General features: G+C 49.1%; 13 protein-coding genes and 1 pseudogene. 2 read left to right on the top strand and 12 right to left on the bottom strand.

Going from position 1 to position 16,727, the window contains the following annotated elements:
• Nucleotides 1-41: 41 nt before the first annotated feature.
• Entirely contained in the window at nt 42-281 is a 240-nt protein-coding gene (locus H3L97_RS05895) for a Fis family transcriptional regulator (protein ID WP_097114975.1), read from the top strand.
• A gap of 44 nt (nt 282-325) precedes the next feature.
• The gene (pyrC, locus tag H3L97_RS05890) at nt 326-1,360 is read left to right on the top strand and encodes a dihydroorotase (RefSeq protein WP_097114976.1); all 1,035 of its coding nucleotides are present in this window, start codon (nt 326-328) and stop codon (nt 1,358-1,360) included.
• Nucleotides 1,361-1,608: 248 nt separating this feature from the next.
• Here the strand turns inward: pyrC and H3L97_RS05885 are convergent, their stop codons facing one another.
• From H3L97_RS05885 to rho, 12 genes and pseudogenes are all read right to left on the bottom strand, one after another.
• Nucleotides 1,609-2,433, bottom strand: coding sequence for an undecaprenyl-diphosphate phosphatase (locus tag H3L97_RS05885; RefSeq protein ID WP_097114977.1), 825 nt, complete (start codon nt 2,431-2,433; stop codon nt 1,609-1,611).
• A gap of 77 nt (nt 2,434-2,510) precedes the next feature.
• The gene (locus tag H3L97_RS05880; RefSeq protein WP_097114978.1) at nt 2,511-3,209 is read right to left on the bottom strand and encodes a thiol:disulfide interchange protein DsbA/DsbL; all 699 of its coding nucleotides are present in this window, start codon (nt 3,207-3,209) and stop codon (nt 2,511-2,513) included.
• 37 nt (nt 3,210-3,246) lie between these two features.
• Nucleotides 3,247-4,161 carry an SPOR domain-containing protein gene (locus H3L97_RS05875; protein ID WP_097114979.1) on the bottom strand — a complete coding sequence of 305 codons (915 nt, stop codon included), beginning with the start codon at nt 4,159-4,161 and terminating at the stop codon, nt 3,247-3,249.
• A 393-nt stretch (nt 4,162-4,554) separates the two neighbouring features.
• Nucleotides 4,555-6,054, bottom strand: a complete 1,500-nt coding sequence (locus tag H3L97_RS05870; RefSeq protein WP_097114980.1) for a YifB family Mg chelatase-like AAA ATPase — start codon at nt 6,052-6,054, stop codon at nt 4,555-4,557.
• Between the two features lie 12 nt (nt 6,055-6,066).
• Complete coding sequence (locus tag H3L97_RS05865) at nt 6,067-6,372, bottom strand: accessory factor UbiK family protein (protein WP_097114981.1); 306 nt, start codon at nt 6,370-6,372, stop codon at nt 6,067-6,069.
• Between the two features lie 115 nt (nt 6,373-6,487).
• The gene (locus H3L97_RS05860; RefSeq protein WP_097114982.1) at nt 6,488-9,250 is read right to left on the bottom strand and encodes an autotransporter outer membrane beta-barrel domain-containing protein; all 2,763 of its coding nucleotides are present in this window, start codon (nt 9,248-9,250) and stop codon (nt 6,488-6,490) included.
• A 76-nt stretch (nt 9,251-9,326) separates the two neighbouring features.
• Nucleotides 9,327-10,238 (bottom strand): amino acid ABC transporter substrate-binding protein, encoded by a 912-nt coding sequence (locus tag H3L97_RS05855; protein WP_097114983.1) that lies wholly within the window; start codon nt 10,236-10,238, stop codon nt 9,327-9,329.
• A 331-nt stretch (nt 10,239-10,569) separates the two neighbouring features.
• On the bottom strand, nt 10,570-11,625 hold the full coding sequence (locus H3L97_RS05850) for a lysozyme inhibitor LprI family protein (RefSeq protein WP_143269195.1): 1,056 nt from the start codon (nt 11,623-11,625) through the stop codon (nt 10,570-10,572).
• Nucleotides 11,626-11,704: 79 nt separating this feature from the next.
• A complete protein-coding gene (trxB, locus tag H3L97_RS05845) occupies nt 11,705-12,652 on the bottom strand; it encodes a thioredoxin-disulfide reductase (RefSeq protein ID WP_097114985.1) in 948 nt (315 codons plus the stop codon).
• Nucleotides 12,653-13,015: 363 nt separating this feature from the next.
• Nucleotides 13,016-14,080: a uroporphyrinogen decarboxylase gene (gene hemE / locus H3L97_RS05840; protein ID WP_097114986.1), complete on the bottom strand. Its 1,065-nt coding sequence runs from the start codon at nt 14,078-14,080 to the stop codon at nt 13,016-13,018.
• Between the two features lie 74 nt (nt 14,081-14,154).
• Nucleotides 14,155-15,027 (bottom strand): DUF808 domain-containing protein, encoded by an 873-nt coding sequence (locus H3L97_RS05835; protein ID WP_097114987.1) that lies wholly within the window; start codon nt 15,025-15,027, stop codon nt 14,155-14,157.
• 259 nt (nt 15,028-15,286) lie between these two features.
• Nucleotides 15,287-16,650 (bottom strand): annotated as a pseudogene (gene rho / locus H3L97_RS05830) (transcription termination factor Rho).
• Nucleotides 16,651-16,727: the final 77 nt, after the last annotated feature.

The following is a 16,727-nucleotide window of genomic DNA, read 5'->3' as shown; positions in this document are numbered from 1 at the left end:
CGGTTAAAATGGCGATTTAAGTCATTTGTGGCACAAAAATCATGCAGCACACTCCCGATATTGCCGATTGCATTACCCAAAATTTGAACCAATATTTCCGCGATTTGGACGGACAAACCGCTTGCGGCGTGTATGATATGGTCTTGTTTCAAGTAGAAAAACCGCTTTTGCAGCGCGTGATGAAAGAATGCAAAGGCAACCAATGTCGCGCCGCCGCCATGTTGGGCTTGAACCGCAATACTCTGCGTAAGAAATTGATTCAACACGGATTATTATCATAAAAGCGTTTTCAGGCAGCCTGAAAATTCAATGTAAGGAAACCACCATGCAAACCCTAACCATAATCCAACCCGATGATTTTCACGTGCATTTTCGTGATGGCGATGCGCTCAAATCGGTGGTGCCACACACCGCACGTCAAATGGGACGCGCCTTGGTCATGCCCAATTTGAAACCGCCCATTACCACAGTAGCCCAAGCACTTGAATACAAAAAACAAATTCAGGCAGCCACACCAGCAAATTGCCCCTTTGAGCCGCTCATGACCCTGTATTTGACCGACAACACCACGCCCCAAACCGTGCGTGAAGCCAAGGCAGCAGGCATCGTTGCGTTCAAACTCTATCCAGCAGGCGCAACCACCAATTCCGACAGTGGCGTTACCGATTTGTTTAAGTTATTGCCCGTGTTGGAAGAAATGGCGGCGCAGGGGATTTTGTTTCTCACACATGGCGAAGTAACCGACCCCGAAATTGACATTTTTGACCGCGAAGCCGTGTTCATGGAACGCATCATGCGTCCGATTTTGGCACAAATTCCGAATTTAAAAGTGGTTTTTGAACACATTACCACCGCAGAAGCCGCCCAGCTTGTTTGCGAAAGTGGCGACAATGTGGCGGCAACCGTTACGCCACAGCATTTGATGTACAACCGCAATCATTTGCTGGTGGGCGGTGTGCGTCCGCATTTTTACTGCTTGCCAATTATCAAGCGCGAAAGCCACCGTCAGGCTTTGGTCAAGGCGGTTACGGGCGACAAAGCGCACAAATTCTTTTTGGGAACGGACACCGCACCCCACCCCAAACACGCCAAAGAAAACGCTTGCGGTTGTGCTGGCGTGTTCAGTGCCATGACGGCGATTGAGCTGTATGCCCAAATCTTTGAAAAAGCAGGGGCTTTGGATAAGTTGGAGGCGTTTGCGTCCAAAAATGGGGCGCGTTTTTATGGGCTGCCTGAAAATCCGCGCACCCTCACTTTGGTCAAAAAACCACAACGTGTGCCTGAAAGCGTGGCGTTTGGCGACAGCGTGGTTGTGCCAATGTGCGCTGGCGAAGAGATTGAATGGTCTATCGCAGAATGATTTTTCAGGCTGCCTGAAAATGCGAAAACGTGGCGAAATAAGGGTCTCACCACGTTTTTTGTTGCAAAAATATGTTCAGGCTGAAACCTTTGCAAAATCCACTTTAAAACTGACGTAGGGGCGGATTTCATATCCGCCCTTTTTTCAATTTATTGATAAGAATGAAAATTTCTGCGAACCTAAACGGGGCAGATATGAAATCTGCCCCTACAAACCGAGTTTTGCAAAGGTTTCAGGCTGCCTGAAACTCAATCCGCCCATTCAACCCAGCCAGCCACATAAGTCAGCAAAATAATCCCACCAAAAACAATGCGATAATAAGCAAACGGCACATAATTTTTGCTCGCCACAAATTTCAGCAAAGCGCGTACCGCCAGCAAACCTGCACCAAATGCCGCCACAAAACCCACCGCAATCAACATCACATCATCTGCGGTAAAATCGTTGCGGTGCTTGTAGATGTCGTAGCCCGTTGCCGCCACCATCATCGGCACCGCCAAAAAGAAAGAAAATTCGGTTGCGACTTTGCGCTCCAAACCCCACAACATGCCGCCCATAATCGTGCTGCCTGAACGCGAAGTCCCTGGAATTAAAGCACAAATTTGTGCCACGCCCACCATCAGCGCGTCAATCGGTCGCATGTCGTCCACATTTTTGACTTTGGGAACAAATTGGCTGGCGCGTTTTTCCACCCACAAAATGATGAAACCGCCCACCACCAAAGCACACGCCACGCTAATCGGATTGAACAATACCGCCTTGATTTGCTTATTAAAAAGCAAACCCACCACCGCCGCAGGCACAAAAGCAATCGCCAAATTCAACACAAAACGATTGACCGCATTGTCGCGCCCTATGCCCGTGCAAACGCGAATAAAACGCTGGCGATATTCCACCACCACCGCCAACACCGCGCCCAGTTGTATGGCAATTTCAAACACTTTGCCCTTGCTGTGAAAATTCAGCAAATCGCCAAACACGATTAAATGCCCCGTGCTGGAAATCGGCAAAAATTCGGTTAAACCTTCAATCACGCCCAAAATTAAGGCTTTGAATAACAAAATCATGTCCATAATTTAAACTCACATTGGCAATAAAAAACGATGCCCAGTTTCCCAAACATCGTTTTTGCGTTTTCAGGCAGCCTGAATCATTTCAAAGCGGCTTTGGCAATAGACGCACCTTTGCTTTTGGGTGCAGCAGCTTTGGGTTTGGGGGCTTTCATGCCATTTTCTTCGCGTACTTTTTGTACCAATTCGTCAATGGTTTTCATGCCATTTTCAAATCCTTGATTAAAAATGACTTTGTATTTACCGCCCACAATCAGCGTGGGGGTGCTTTGCACTTGGTATTCGCGCGTGTAATCTGCCATTTGCTTGGCTTGGGCTTGGTTGCTGAATGAATTGTAGGCTTCCAAAACCTTTTTGCCATTGAATGAAGTTTGGGCATTCAACCATTGTGCGGTTACGCCCGCATCGCTCAAATTCACTTTCTCGTCAAAAATCGCGCCGAAAATGGCAGGATTGGCAGCGTATTTTTCGCCAGCTTGGTTTACGGCGGCGGTAATGCGCGCCAAATTCATGTCGCGACCTTCGTCCCACACAACGTGTTCGGTGCGGAAATAGGTGTCTTTGGCGAATGTTTTGGTGTGTTTGAGCAAAATGGGGTCAAGATTTTTGCAGTGAATGCAGAAATAACCAAAAAATTCCAACACTTCCACTTTGTCTTTTTGGATTTGCGGCATGGCTTTGGGCAAGACTTCATAGTCCACGCCTTCTGTGGCTGCCAATGCGCCTGCGTTCAAGCCCAAAGCCAGAGCCGATGCGATGAGTAATTTTTTCAAATTCATGATGTTTTTCCTTGTTTTTAAAGTGAAATGGAGAAGATTATTCGTGGCGTTCATACACACCCACACCATTTAAGCGCATAACGGCTTTGGCGTCATTGGCTTTATCGGCGTGTAATTTGGGGGTTTGAACGCGGTAAACGGTTTTGCCATTGACTTTGGCTTCGGCAATTTGGGCTTGCACGCCAAGCATGGCTAATTTGGCACGTTGGCTTTCAGCATAATCGCGCGAATTGAACGAACCTGCTTGCAACACCACGCTGCCACCTTTTTGGCTGCCTGAATTTTTGGTGTTTTTGGCGATTTGTTCGCGTTTGGCGGCTTCACGCGCTTTTTCAATGTTGCCATTGTCCAAAATTTGCTGCGGTGTGGGTTTGGGTGCAGCAGGGGTTTTGTTGGGGGCGGTGGCAACTTTGGCAGGCTGTTTGACTGCGGGTTTCACCTGTTCTTGGCGAACGGGCTTGGTTTCGCGTGGTTTCACTTTTGGTGTTTGTGGGGCAAAAGTGGGTTCATTTTTGTCGTCTTCTTCAAATGTGGGTTCGTTAAACCGTGTATCGGCATTGGCTTGTGGGGTTTGGTTGGTATCGGCAATGGTGGGTTTGACCACGGGGTTGGGCAAAGTGGTGGTTTCGGTTTTTTGGGGTGTGCTTGCCGCGATGGGTTCGGCTGGGGGATTGTTGTCGTTGGTGGTGGCTGGGGGGCTGACATTGTCGTTGTGCGCCACCACGCCTGAACCCATGCTTGGGGTTAAGGTTTGGGTGGCAGGCGGTGTGTTGTTGGACAACACGGGTTCGGTGGGTTTGAAGGTTTTTTTGCTGTTGCTGTTAATCATCAGCAGTACGGCAACGATAATCAGCGTTGCCAAGACCAAACCCGACAAAAAACCCACCAAACTTTTGGCATAGTGTTTGTTGTCGGGGGATTGATTGGGGGCTTTGTTGGGTTGTTGCGACATGGTGTTGTCCTTTTTCTGAAATGATGTATGTTAATGGGGATATTTTAACCATTTCCCTGTTGTGAATTGCCATTTTTTTCAATTTTTTAACTTTCAGGCTGCCTTAGGGGCTAATGACAATTTGGGCGCGAAGTTGGTTTTTCAGGCAAAACTGTCAAATTCAAGGAAAAAATGCGAGTCAATGCCACCCATTGGCGCGTATTTTTGACGCAGAAGTTGGCGATTTTGATGAAAAAACAATCGCGAAACGAATTGTCATTAGCCCCCTACAGTACACGACATTTTTTGATATTGCCACAAACCTGCCCCCTCCCCCTATGTAAGGGGGAGGGGACAGGTTTCAGACAGCCTGAAAGATTTTTATCATGCACTGAAAGGCTGCCTGAAACGTGTTTACAAAGCACGTCTGAAACCAATGGCGCGTAAAACATGGGCGCGTGTTACGTTTTCATCGCCAGCCAAATCTGCCAAAGTCCGCGCCACACGCAAAATGCGGTGGAAACTCCGCGCGGAAAGCGACAATCTTTCCAAAATTTCGCCCAAGGCTTCACGCGCTTCGGACAAAATGGCGGCTTGTTCGTCCAATTCGCTTGATGACAGGGCGGCATTGGTTTTGCCTTGTCGCGCGTATTGGCGTTCACGCGCTGCCAACACGCGCTGTAATACGGTTGCGCTGTCTTCGCCTTGCTGTGCGCTGACCAATTCGGCGGCGGCAAGTGCAGGGACTTCAATCGTTAAATCAATGCGGTCAAGCAAAGGTCCTGAAATGCGGTCGCGGTAACGTTTGATGGCATCGGGGGTGCAACGGCAGGGTTTGCTGGGGTGTCCCAAATAACCGCATGGGCAGGGGTTCATGGCGGCGATTAATTGAAATTTGGCGGGATAAGTGGCTTGGCGCGTGGCGCGGGAAATGTGGATTTCGCCACTTTCCAAAGGTTCGCGCAACATTTCCAAAACGCGGCGGTCAAATTCGGGCAATTCATCTAAAAACAAAATGCCTTGGTGCGCCAATGAAATTTCCCCTGGTTTGGGGTCTGAACCGCCACCCACCAAGGCGGCTGCACTGGCGGAATGGTGCGGTGCGCGAAACGGACGTTGGGTGTGCTGCGGCAGGCTGCCTGAAAATTGCGGCAACAGCGAATGCAATGCCCACACACTTGCCAATTCATCATCGGTAAGCGGTGGCAAAATGGACGGCAAACGTTGCGCCAACATGGATTTGCCCGTACCAGGAGGCCCCAGCATCAACAGGCTATGTCCGCCTGCGGCTGCAATTTCCAATGCCAAACGGGCGGTGTGTTGCCCTTTCACATCGCGCAAATCGGGCAAATGGGCGTTTTCAGGCTGCCTGAACTGCGCTACCGCTACTTGTTGCAAAGGCTCAACACCATTCAAATGCGCCACCACTTCGCCCAAACTGCGCGCGCCATAAGCGGTAATTTGTGGCATAACTGCGGCTTGTTGGGCATTTTCGTGAGGCAAAATAAAGGCGCGATTTGCCCGTTTGCTGTGCAAAGCCATTGCCAAAGCCCCACGAATCGGACGCAAGCTGCCTGAAAGTGCCAATTCGCCAGCCAATTCATAATCCGCCAACACATCGGGCGCAACCTGACCGCTTGCCGCCAAAATGCCAATCGCAATGGGCAAATCAAAACGCCCCGATTCTTTGGGCAAATCGGCAGGGGCAAGATTGACCGTGATTTTTTGCGTGGGAAATTCAAAACCACTTTGCAAAATGGCAGCGCGAACACGGTCGCGGCTTTCTTTCACTTCGGTGTCGGGCAGCCCCACAATATTGCATTGGGGCAAGCCGTTGGACAAATGCACTTCCACTTCCACCAAAGGCGCGTTCATGCCGCTTAATGCGCGGCTGTTTACCACGGCAAAGCTCATGTTCAGGCAGCCTTATTCTGCGATTTTTTGGGTGTGTTCAACATTTTCGGTGGTGTCAATTTGGGCATTACTGACCGCATTTTGGTTCAACAAGGCTTCCAAAGCCGCCAAACGCGCTTCCACCTCACTCAATTTGCTGCGGGTTTTGATGAGAATTTGTTGTTGAATATCAAACTCTTCGCGTGTAACCACGTCCATTTTATTCAATGCGCCCGAAAGCATGGCTTTGGCATTTTTTTCCAAATCTTTGGCGGGACTATTGGCGATGGTTTCGCTGATTTTGGCGGCGGCATCTTCAAAAAATTGTTTGACAATCATGGTTTTTCCTTGCATGAGCAGAAAATTGAAAAACAGCGATTGTAGCCATTTTCAGGCAGCCTGAAAAGGCAAACCGCGCATTCCCCCAAAAGAAAAAGCGCGGTTGATGACAACATTACCAAGCGTGGCGCAAGCCCACATCAAGCCCATAATGGCGTTTGAATTGATTGCCGTGTTCGGTGTGCAAATTCAAGTGAATTTGATTGTTTTTATTGAAGAAAACATCGGTTCCCACCCGTGCTGCCACGCGGCTGCCTGCGCTTTTGGCGCGGAAATTTTCCTGATTAAACGCCACATCAACGCCACGGTGGTCGCCCACATAATACACGCCCAATTTGGGTTGAAACAACACACCGTTTGCCGAAGTCCATTTGCTTTGCACATCAACACCAGCGCGACTTTGCAACAAAGTGCTGTTTTTCATCATATTGCTGCCTGAAAGTCGCCCAATGGTAACAGACGCATTCGGAATCAGCGTCCAAGTTTCATTCAAAGCCACATTTTTGCCGCCTTGTAGATTCAAGCTGTTGATGCGGAAACGGTCTCGGGCAAATTGGGGGTTTTCGGCGGTGTAGCGCGTGTGGCGTAAAGTCGCATCGCCAAACCAGCCATCGCTGCCTGTTAAGCCACCGTAAGCGGCAAAGGTGTGGCTGCGGATTTTTGAATCATCATACAAATCAACATGATAATCAATATTGTGGCGACCGTATCCCGCCAACACGCCCGCATAGCCATTGCCCATTTCTTTATCCAAGCCGATTTGCCAAGCGTTTGATTTGTCTTTGAAACCCGAAACATTGCCGCCATTCACGCTGCTGTTTTTGCGTTCAGACTGGCTGTTTTCGCCCAAAATCCACGCGCCATGCAAACGTTGCGCTTGGTGCAAAGCAAGTTGGCGTTGGTTCAAGACTTGGTTTTGTGCTTGCAATGCGCTGGTGGCAACTTGCGCGTGTGCCATGCTGCCAACCAAATCGTAGCGGAAATTTTTGTTTACGCTGGGCGTGGTGGTGTTTTGCGCTGGTGTGGTCGTGTTGGGTTGCGCGACTGGGTTCGCGTTTTGTGCAGGTGCAGTCGTGTTGGGTTGCGCGACTGGGTTCGCGTTTTGTGCAGGTGCAGTCGTGTTGGGTTGTGCGACTGGGTTCGCGTTTTGTGCAGGTACAGTCGTATTCGGTTGTGCGACTGGGTTCGCGTTTTGTGCAGGTACAGTCGTGTTCGGTTGAGCGGCTGGCTGCGTGGTGTTTTCAGGCTGCTTTTGGGTGTTGTCGTAAACCAGTTGCCAGTTGTTGCCATTTTGTTTGAGCGCATACAAATATTTGCCAGCTTCCACCACACCTTTGGCATTGCCCAATTTGAATGCGTCTGCGCCACTTGAACCTGTTTTCACAACGGTTAATTTGCCGTCTGTGGTGGCAGGTTCGCTGCGCGTGTTTTCAATGTGCAAAACATGGCTGCCTGAAACCGCACCTTTCACGTCCAACAAATCGCTTTGATTGCCCGCAATGTCGCTGTTCATGTGGAATGCGCCATTGCCCGACAAATCGCCATTGACAGTTAAAGTATTGTATCCATTGGCTTTGCCGATTTTTACGGTGGCATTGTCCAATTTCAGCGTGTCAATTTCGCTGCTGTTTTGAATTGTCCAAGTGCTGTTGTGGGTTAAATTTAAAGTGATGTTGCGGTTTGCTGTTGCATTGGCACTTTGATTGTTCAAAATGCTGGCACCCGATAATGTGCTGTTGTGGGCGTTGAGTGTGATGTTGCCGACCACATCGCCCTCTGCGAATACATCAAGGTTTTCAGGCTGGGCAACCAATAAAGCGGTGCGACCCGATAATGTGCTGTTTTGCAAATTCATGACGTAATTGAATTTGTCTTCTTCATCAGGCGTGAGAAAAATGCCATATTCGGCGGATAAAGTGCTGTTGTTGATGTTTTGTGTAATCGTGGTTTCATCGCCACCGATGTTGTCGGTAACAAATGATGATTTGCCTGTTAAATCCACCTTTGAGTTATTCAAATGAATGTTGTCGCCAATGAATGCGAATGTTTTTTCTGCGCTGCCTGAAATTTGCACATTGTCTGCGGTGATTTTGCCTTTGTTTAAGGTATCAAAACCCATTGTCCAGTTGCCATTCAGTTGAATGCTGTGGTTGCTCATGTTTACGGTGGCATTATCGTATACGCGTACACCACTGGCATTTTTGCCTGTTAATTCAATATCGGCAGAATTATTGACTTTGGCTTTGTCGCCATAGGCTTCAATGGCAGAACCTGCTTGATAATCGTCTTTTTTTTCTTCGTCATATTGTGTCATGTCCACTTGATTGACTTCGGCATAGCTGGGGTTCACAACCAAACGCGCATTTTTGTGAATGTTGGCGGTGGTGTTGCCCACAACATAAATGACCGAACTGTCTTCGGGTTGCATGGACAAAGTGGCAACGGTATTGGGCAAAACTTCCAATTCTGCGGTTTCTTCCGTTGCGAATCTGTTAAGCGCATCGCCATAAATGCCAACCACATGGTCATGTCTTTTTTCAAAACTTTGATTGGGAAAGGACGAAGGTTTGATGCCTGTGCTGTTGGTGGTTTTGTTTTTCACATTGCCCGACACCACAACTTTCAGATTGGTGCTTGCCAAGTCTTCTTTTTGCAATGGTGCGTTATTGTGCGTCCACTCAAAGTAATTTTGGTTATGTTGCCATTGTTCCACATTGTTGGGATTGTTGTAGGTAAAGTTGTAGGTAAAATGGCAAGTTGTGCTGTCATTTTCGGTACAATGACGGACAACTTGTGGGTCTGCCGCCAACGCATTGGGCGCAACAAACGCAGTCGCCACGCACATTGCCAATATTTTTTTAGAGAATGATTTTTTCATTTTGTGTGTTCCTATTCCAAATTAAAAAATGAATGCAGGCTGCCTGAACACCATGCGTTCAGGCAGCCCAAAAACATTATTGCACGCTCACATCTTTGCCGAAAAATTCTTCGCCCAATTTTTTCAACGTGCCGTCTGCTTGCAATTCTTTGATGGCGGTGCTGATTTTGGCTAATGCTTCGTCATTGCCTTTATTGGCAACCAAGCCTGCGCCTTTTTTGTCTTCCGCGCCAGCCGTCCACACAATTTGCAAACCTGAATTGGGGTTTTTCTTCAAATAATCCAAAAACGATAAGCTGTCGTTTAAGGTTAAATCGGCGCGTTGTTGTTGCACCAAAGTTAAGGCTTGCGCCATGCCATCAACAGGCACAATTTCCGCTTCGGCTTTTTTGGCTTCTTCGCCATAGTTGCTGCTCAAAGTTTGGGCGGCTTTAAAGCCTTTGATGTTGGCAAGTGCATTGAATCGGGTTTCGCCTGCGCGTGCCATCATGGCTGCGCCGCTCCAACTGTATGGTTCGGATTTGTCAAATGTGGCTTGGCGTTCGGGCGAAGTCAGCGCAACTTGGTTTGCCACCAAATCAAAGCGACCGCCTTTCAAACCTGCCAGCATGGAATCCCAGTTGGTTTCGTTGAACGCCACTTTTACCCCTAATTTGGCGGCAACGGCGCAGGTTACTTCCACATCGTAGCCTGTAAGTTTGCCGCTTGCATCGTGGTAGGTAAAGGGGGCGTAAGTGCCTTCTGTGCCAACGGTAATCACGCCTTTGTTGTTGATGCGCTCAATCAGGCTGCCTGAAACATTGGACGTGGCTGGCACAACCACAGTATCACAAGCAGAACCTTGTGCAGCAACGGGGACATTCGCGCTGCTGGCGGCTGCTGGTGTGCTGGCTGCTGGCGCATTGCTGCTTTGTGCGGTGTTGTTTTGACCGTTACAGGCTGCCAAAACAAGGGCGGCTGCGGCGGTTAAAGTGAATTTTTGAAACATGATTTTTTCCTAAATGGTTGTGTGATGTGGCGCAAGATGTGTCATCTTATCCCACAAAAAAAGGCGGATTTTACGCAAAATGCGTCTCACAAACAAATACGCAAAACACATATGCTTTATAAACAAACGCGAACTCGGGATAAATCACTGTCAATGTGCCAATAAACCAGCTCTCTCCCCGTGGGAAAGCGTTGGAGAGCGGGCTTGTTGAGCAGCATACCCTCTCCCCAGCCCTCTCCCACAGTGAGAGGGAGCAAAGTTACTGAAATTGTTCAATCACTTTTATCCCAAACTGGCGTTAAACAAAAATGCCATCTGCCTGAATGCTTTTTTATTCCTGAATGCTGTATCCATTCAAATATTTAATGCGTTCGTATGTGAGTTTGGTATCGCATTGCATGTGCAAATAATGGCTTTCGCGGTCGCTGTTGCCTTGGGCGGCGGCTTTCAGGCAGCGTTGGCGTTTTTGGCTTTCCCACGTTTTTTGCTCTTCCACCAAAGTTTGTTGAATGGCAGGGTCAATTTTGCGCCATGCTTGTTTGATTTCGGTGTCGGCACGTTTGTGTTCTTGCTCGGCTTGTGCCAACTGTTCGGCAGCAATGGTGTTGTCCGATTGTGCTGTATCGGGAACGGTGTTGGTTTCAGGCTGGGGCGCGGCAGGTGGCGGTGTGTGCGGTTTGGCAGGTGCGCTGGCAGCCTGTGAAATGGTTGGCACTTCCTTAACCGCCACTTCGGGTGCAGACGGCGCGGCAGGCTTGGGATTTTTAATCAACTCAATGGCTTGTTCGCGGCTGATGGTTTTGCCGTTGATGGTCAACATGTCTTTCACGCCATAAGGCTGCAAGGCAATCGCCAAAGCCGTGCCTATGCTGCTTAAAGTGGTGTCGTTGTAAGTAATGGCAAATTGTTGATTTTGATGTGTTACCGTGTAGGCAAGGTGGGTACTTAACGTGCGTTCATCAATTTGCGTGGCGTGTTGCGACAAGCGTTGTTTGATAATCGCGTTGGGTTTATCCATATCCAAAATAATCGCATTTTGCTGCGCCACGTTCACAATGCGCTTGGGAATGCCCACCAACAATTCTGCCGAACACGCCCCATTTTGATTTTGAATTTGCTGCAAATTGATTTCCAACAAACCTGCGGCAGCCACCAATTTGTCGGCATCCACCAAATCGGGATAATTGCTGCCTGCAATTTTCAAGGCTTCATCGCGCACCATTTTTTGCAAACTTTCACGGACATTGGGCGCAACAGCAGGGTCTTGGCACAGCAAAGCCGATTGTGCCGCTTCATTTTGTGCGCTTTGGGCTTTTTCCTGTTCCGATGTGCAAGCCATTAAGATTAAAGCGGCTGCGCTTGCCACAGCCAAATGTGCCAATTTCATCACAATTTCCTTTTGGTTTTGAAAATGGTTTTTCAGGCAGCTTTGGGGCAAATTTTCCCCCAAAAGGCTGCCTGAAACATCAATTTAAACTGTCCAACCAACGTTCTGCGTCCAAAGCTGCTTGACAACCGCTGGCCGCGCTGGTAATGGCTTGGCGATACACCGTGTCTTTCACATCGCCAGCCGCCCACACGCCTTCAACATTGGTTGCGCCCACATTGCCATCGTTGCCGCCGCGCGTTTTCAGGTAGCCTGCTTCGTCCATATCAAGCTGACCTTTAAAAATGTCGGTGTTGGGTTTGTGTCCAATGGCAATGAACACGCCTTGCACGGCAATGTCTTCGCTGCTGCCATCGTTGTTTTGCAAACGTGCGCCTGTTACGCCCTTGTCATCGCCCAAAATTTCGGCAAGTTGCGCGTTGGTTTTCAAGATGATTTTGCCTTCGCTCACGCGCTTCATCAGTTTTTCCACCATGATTTTTTCGGCGCGGAACGTGTCGCGGCGATGAATCAGCGTAACCGTTTTGGCGATGTTTGCCAGATACAAGGCTTCTTCCACCGCAGTGTTGCCACCCCCTACCACCGCAACATCTTGGTTTTTATAAAAGAAACCATCACAAGTGGCACAAGCTGACACGCCTTTGCCCGCAAATTGCTGTTCGCTGAGCAAACCCAAATATTTGGCAGACGCGCCCGTTGCCACAATCAAGGCATCACAAGTGTATTCACCCATGTCACCTTTGAGTGTAAAGGGGCGATGTTGCAAATCCACCGCATTGATTTGGTCAAACACGATTTGTGTACCAAAACGCTCGGCATGTTGCAAGAAATGTTGCATCAATTCGGGACCTTGTACGCCATTGGCAAAAGCGGGGTAGTTGTCCACTTCGGTGGTGGTCATCAGTTGTCCGCCCTGCTCCATGCCTGTGATGATGACGGGTTGCAAATTCGCGCGCGCCGCATACACCGCCGCCGAATAACCCGCAGGCCCCGAACCCAAAATAATCAATTTGTGATGTTGTGCCATAAAATTGTTCTCCTAAAAATACGATAATGGGGATAACGGGCTGCCTTTCAATACCCCCATGCGCCACACGACAAAAATGGTTTGGCTGCCTGCAATCTATCCCCTCCCCCGTCTGGCGGGGGAGGGTTAGGGTGTGGTGCTTTGGGTCTCTAACCCCCACCCCAGCCCTCCCCCTTTCATAGGGGGAGGGAGTGGGTTTGTGGCAACATCAAAAATTGTCGTGTACTGTAAGGCTGAGACCTTTGCAAAACGCCTAAAATTTGATTTTTTAAAATTTCAATATATTGAATTTTAATAAATTTATTTTTCAAAAAAGTTCAAAAAATCGGGTTTTGCAAAGGTTTCAGGCTGCCTGAAATGTTTTTATTGTTGATGATACTGGCGCGACAATTCATGCACCGCGTCCACCAAAATTTTGGCGTGTTCGGGGTCGGTGTGTTGGTTGATGCCGTGTCCCAAATTGAAAACGTGTCCCGTGCCGTGTCCAAATTCGCCCAAAATGCGGCTGACTTCGGTGCGGATATGCTCGGGCGAACCAAACAGCGCGAATGGGTCAAAATTGCCTTGCAAAGCGACTTTGTTGCCCACACGCGCTCGGGCTTGCGCTAAATCGGTCGTCCAATCCAAGCCCAAAGCGTCTGCGCCACAATCTGCCAAATGTTCCAGCCACTGACCGCCGCCTTTGGTAAACACAATCACAGGCACTTGGCGACCTTCGTTTTCGCGTTTTAATCCGCTTACGATTTGTTTCATGTATTGCAAGCTAAACTCGCGGAATGCGGTGTGGCTCAACACGCCACCCCAAGTGTCAAAAATTTGTACCGCTTGTGCGCCGTGTGCGATTTGCTCGTTCAAATAGGCGGTTACGGCTTGGGCGTTCACGTCCAAAATTTTGTGCAGCAAATCGGGGCGGCTGTACATCATGGATTTGATGGTGCGAAATTCTTTGCTGCCACCGCCTTCCACCATATAGCAAGCCAAAGTGAACGGGCTGCCTGAAAAGCCAATCAAAGGCACACGCCCATTCAAAGCCTTGCGAATGGACGCCACCGCGTCAAACACATAGCGCAAATTCGCCATATCAGGCACACGCAACTGGCTCACAGCTTGTTCATTTTGAATGGGATTCTGAAACTTTGGTCCTTCGCCTGTTTCAAAATACAAACCCAAGCCCATTGCGTCTGGCACGGTCAAAATGTCGGAAAACAAAATGGCTGCGTCCAAATCAAAGCGTTCAAGCGGCTGAATGGTTACTTCGGTTGCCAATTCGGTGTTTTTGCACAAATCCAAAAAACCGCCTGCTTGGGCGCGGGTTGCGCGGTATTCGGGCAAATAGCGTCCTGCTTGGCGCATCATCCAAATGGGTGTGTATTCAACGGGTTGGCGCAACAGGGCGCGGAGAAAGGTGTCGTTTTGTAGGGTTGTCATTTTGTTTTCCATAAAAATTAAAATTACATCATACTCGCAAAGCGTTTTCAGGCTGCCTGAAAATCTTTATCGCGTTAATTGGGCGATTTGTGTTCGCGCCATTTCATGATGGGCAACACAATCGCACAGCAAATCGCCCCCACCAGCAAACCCACCACCAAGCTGCTCAACATTTCCATTATGCCACTGTCCCAATGCAGCGCGTGTAAAGTTTCGTGCAACCAGCCCCAGTTATGCACAAAAATGCCGCCGCCCACCAAAAACATCGCCAAAGTCCCCACCACGCTCAATCCGCGCATAAACCATGGCATGAACCACAACAGCGCATTGCCCAATTTGGCTTTGCCTTGACGCACCAAATAGGCACCAAAATCGTCCAATTTAACCAAAATTGCCACCAAGCCATACACCAGCACGGTCATGCCCACGCCAATGGCAAACAGCACCAAAATCTTGACCATGGTGTCGTAGTCTTTGACCACGCCCAGCGCGATGATGATGATTTCGGCAGACAAAATGAAATCGGTGCGAATGGCACCTTTGATTTTGTCGGCTTCGCTGGTGGATTCGTTTTCTGGCTGCGTGGTGGTTTCGGTGTCGTGATGATGGCGGTGGGCGAATTTGTGCCACAATTTTTCCACGCCTTCAAAACACAAATATGCCCCACCCAACATCAACAACGGCACAATCAAAACGGGCGCAAACACCGCCAAAATCAATGCCACAGGAATCAAAATCAATTTGTTGATGAGCGAACCTTTTGCCACCGCCCAAATAATCGGCAATTCGCGTTCGGCGCGTACGCCTGTAACTTGGTTGGCGTTTAACGCCAAATCATCGCCCACCACGCCTGCGGTTTTTTTGGCTGCCATTTTGGTCATCACTGCCACATCGTCCATAATCGCGGCAATGTCGTCCAATAATGTGAATAAAGAGGCAAATGCCATGTGTGTGTATCCTAAAAAAATAATGTCAAAAAAAATGTCAAAAAAAGGTTTTCAGGCTGCTTGAACAATTTGATGTGGTTTGCCGTCCGCTAGGACTTTCAGGCTGCCTGAACAATTTGATGTGGTTTGCCGTCCGCTAGGACTTTCAGGCTGCCTGAATAATTTGGTGTGGTTTGCCGTCCGCTAGGACTTTCAGGCTGCCTGAACAATTTGATGTGGTTTGCCGTCCACTGGGACTTTCAGGCTGCCTGAAACGTGCTTACTCGCTTACCGCTTTGGGCTTGCGACCGCGCCGCACCGTGGTGGTGGTGGTGCTGTCGCTGTTTTTGCTGCTGGCAGAGGGTTTGGGCGCAACGCGGCTGCCTGAACCGCCACGCATCACATCAAAAAATTCGGCATTGTTTTTGGTTTCTTTCAATTTGTTGAGCAAAAATTCTGCCGCTTCAATATCGTCCATGCCATGCAGCGAGCGGCGCAACAGCCACATTCTTTGCAACTGGTCGGGCGACACCAACAATTCTTCACGGCGCGTGCCTGATTTGTTGATGTTGATGGCGGGAAACACGCGCTTTTCAGCCAGCCTGCGTTCCAAATTCAGCTCCATATTGCCTGTGCCTTTAAATTCTTCAAAAATCACATCGTCCATGCGGCTGCCCGTGTCCACCAAAGCGGTGGCGATGATGGTCAGCGAACCGCCCTCTTCCACATTACGCGCTGCGCCAAAAAAGCGTTTGGGACGATGCAAGGCATTGGCGTCCACACCGCCCGTCAGCACTTTGCCCGAAGTTGGCACAACCGTGTTGTAGGCGCGCGCCAATCGCGTGATGCTGTCCAGCAAGATGACCACGTCTTTTTGTGTTCCACCATGCGTTTGGCTTTTTCAATCACCATTTCGGCAACTTGAACGTGGCGTTGGGCAGGCTCATCAAATGTGGACGACACCACTTCGCCGCGCACACTTCGCGTCATTTCGGTAACTTCTTCGGGGCGTTCGTCAATCAGCAGCACAATCAATTCCACATCGGGATTGTTTGCCGTAATTGCGTGGGCGATGTTTTGCAACATCACGGTTTTGCCCGATTTGGGTGGCGCAACCAACAAGGCGCGTTGCCCCAAACCAATGGGGGAAATCAGGTCAATAATGCGCCCTGTTAAATTTTCGGCTGCCTGAATGTCGCGTTCCAATTTAAGCTGTTTGGTGGGAAACAAGGGCGTTAAGTTTTCAAATAAAACTTTGTGGCGGCAGGCTTCGGGGTGGTCGCCATTAACGGTGTCCAAACGCACCAGCGCAAAATATTTTTCATCGTTTTTGGGGACGCGCACCGTGCCTTCAATCGTGTCGCCCGTGTGCAAATTGAAACGGCGAATTTGATTGGGCGACACATAAATGTCATCGGGGCAAGCCAAATAAGAAGTGCTGGGGCTACGCAAAAAGCCATAGCCATCGGGCAGCGTTTCCAGCGTACCCGAGCAGATAAACTCCTGCCCATCTTTCATCAATTCGCGCACAATCGTAAAAACAAGGTCTTGTTTGCGTAAGCGATTGGCGTTTTCAATGCCCATTTGTTCGGCTTGGGCAAGCAATTCGGTAATGTGTTTGGTTTGAAGTTCAGAAACGTGCATGATTGAAAAGTTTTCGTGAAAAAGCGTTTCAGGCTGCCTGAAACGTTTGTGATGGAAAAAAAAATACAAAATAGGGA

It is taken from the genome of Alysiella filiformis (genome assembly GCF_014054525.1).
GTDB lineage: Bacteria > Pseudomonadota > Gammaproteobacteria > Burkholderiales > Neisseriaceae > Simonsiella > Simonsiella filiformis.
The sequence above is the reverse complement of the archived record's forward strand: the minus strand, read 5'-3'. Positions and strand labels throughout refer to the sequence as shown.

Coding starts and splice junctions, on each gene's coding strand:
- H3L97_RS05895 (WP_097114975.1), top strand. CDS start 42: ATGCAGCACACTCCCGATATTGCCGATTGCATTACCCAAAATTTGAAC.
- pyrC (WP_097114976.1), top strand. CDS start 326: ATGCAAACCCTAACCATAATCCAACCCGATGATTTTCACGTGCATTTT.
- H3L97_RS05885 (WP_097114977.1), bottom strand. CDS start 2,433: ATGGACATGATTTTGTTATTCAAAGCCTTAATTTTGGGCGTGATTGAA.
- H3L97_RS05880 (WP_097114978.1), bottom strand. CDS start 3,209: ATGAATTTGAAAAAATTACTCATCGCATCGGCTCTGGCTTTGGGCTTG.
- H3L97_RS05875 (WP_097114979.1), bottom strand. CDS start 4,161: ATGTCGCAACAACCCAACAAAGCCCCCAATCAATCCCCCGACAACAAA.
- H3L97_RS05870 (WP_097114980.1), bottom strand. CDS start 6,054: ATGAGCTTTGCCGTGGTAAACAGCCGCGCATTAAGCGGCATGAACGCG.
- H3L97_RS05865 (WP_097114981.1), bottom strand. CDS start 6,372: ATGATTGTCAAACAATTTTTTGAAGATGCCGCCGCCAAAATCAGCGAA.
- H3L97_RS05860 (WP_097114982.1), bottom strand. CDS start 9,250: ATGAAAAAATCATTCTCTAAAAAAATATTGGCAATGTGCGTGGCGACT.
- H3L97_RS05855 (WP_097114983.1), bottom strand. CDS start 10,238: ATGTTTCAAAAATTCACTTTAACCGCCGCAGCCGCCCTTGTTTTGGCA.
- H3L97_RS05850 (WP_143269195.1), bottom strand. CDS start 11,625: ATGAAATTGGCACATTTGGCTGTGGCAAGCGCAGCCGCTTTAATCTTA.
- trxB (WP_097114985.1), bottom strand. CDS start 12,652: ATGGCACAACATCACAAATTGATTATTTTGGGTTCGGGGCCTGCGGGT.
- hemE (WP_097114986.1), bottom strand. CDS start 14,080: ATGACAACCCTACAAAACGACACCTTTCTCCGCGCCCTGTTGCGCCAA.
- H3L97_RS05835 (WP_097114987.1), bottom strand. CDS start 15,027: ATGGCATTTGCCTCTTTATTCACATTATTGGACGACATTGCCGCGATT.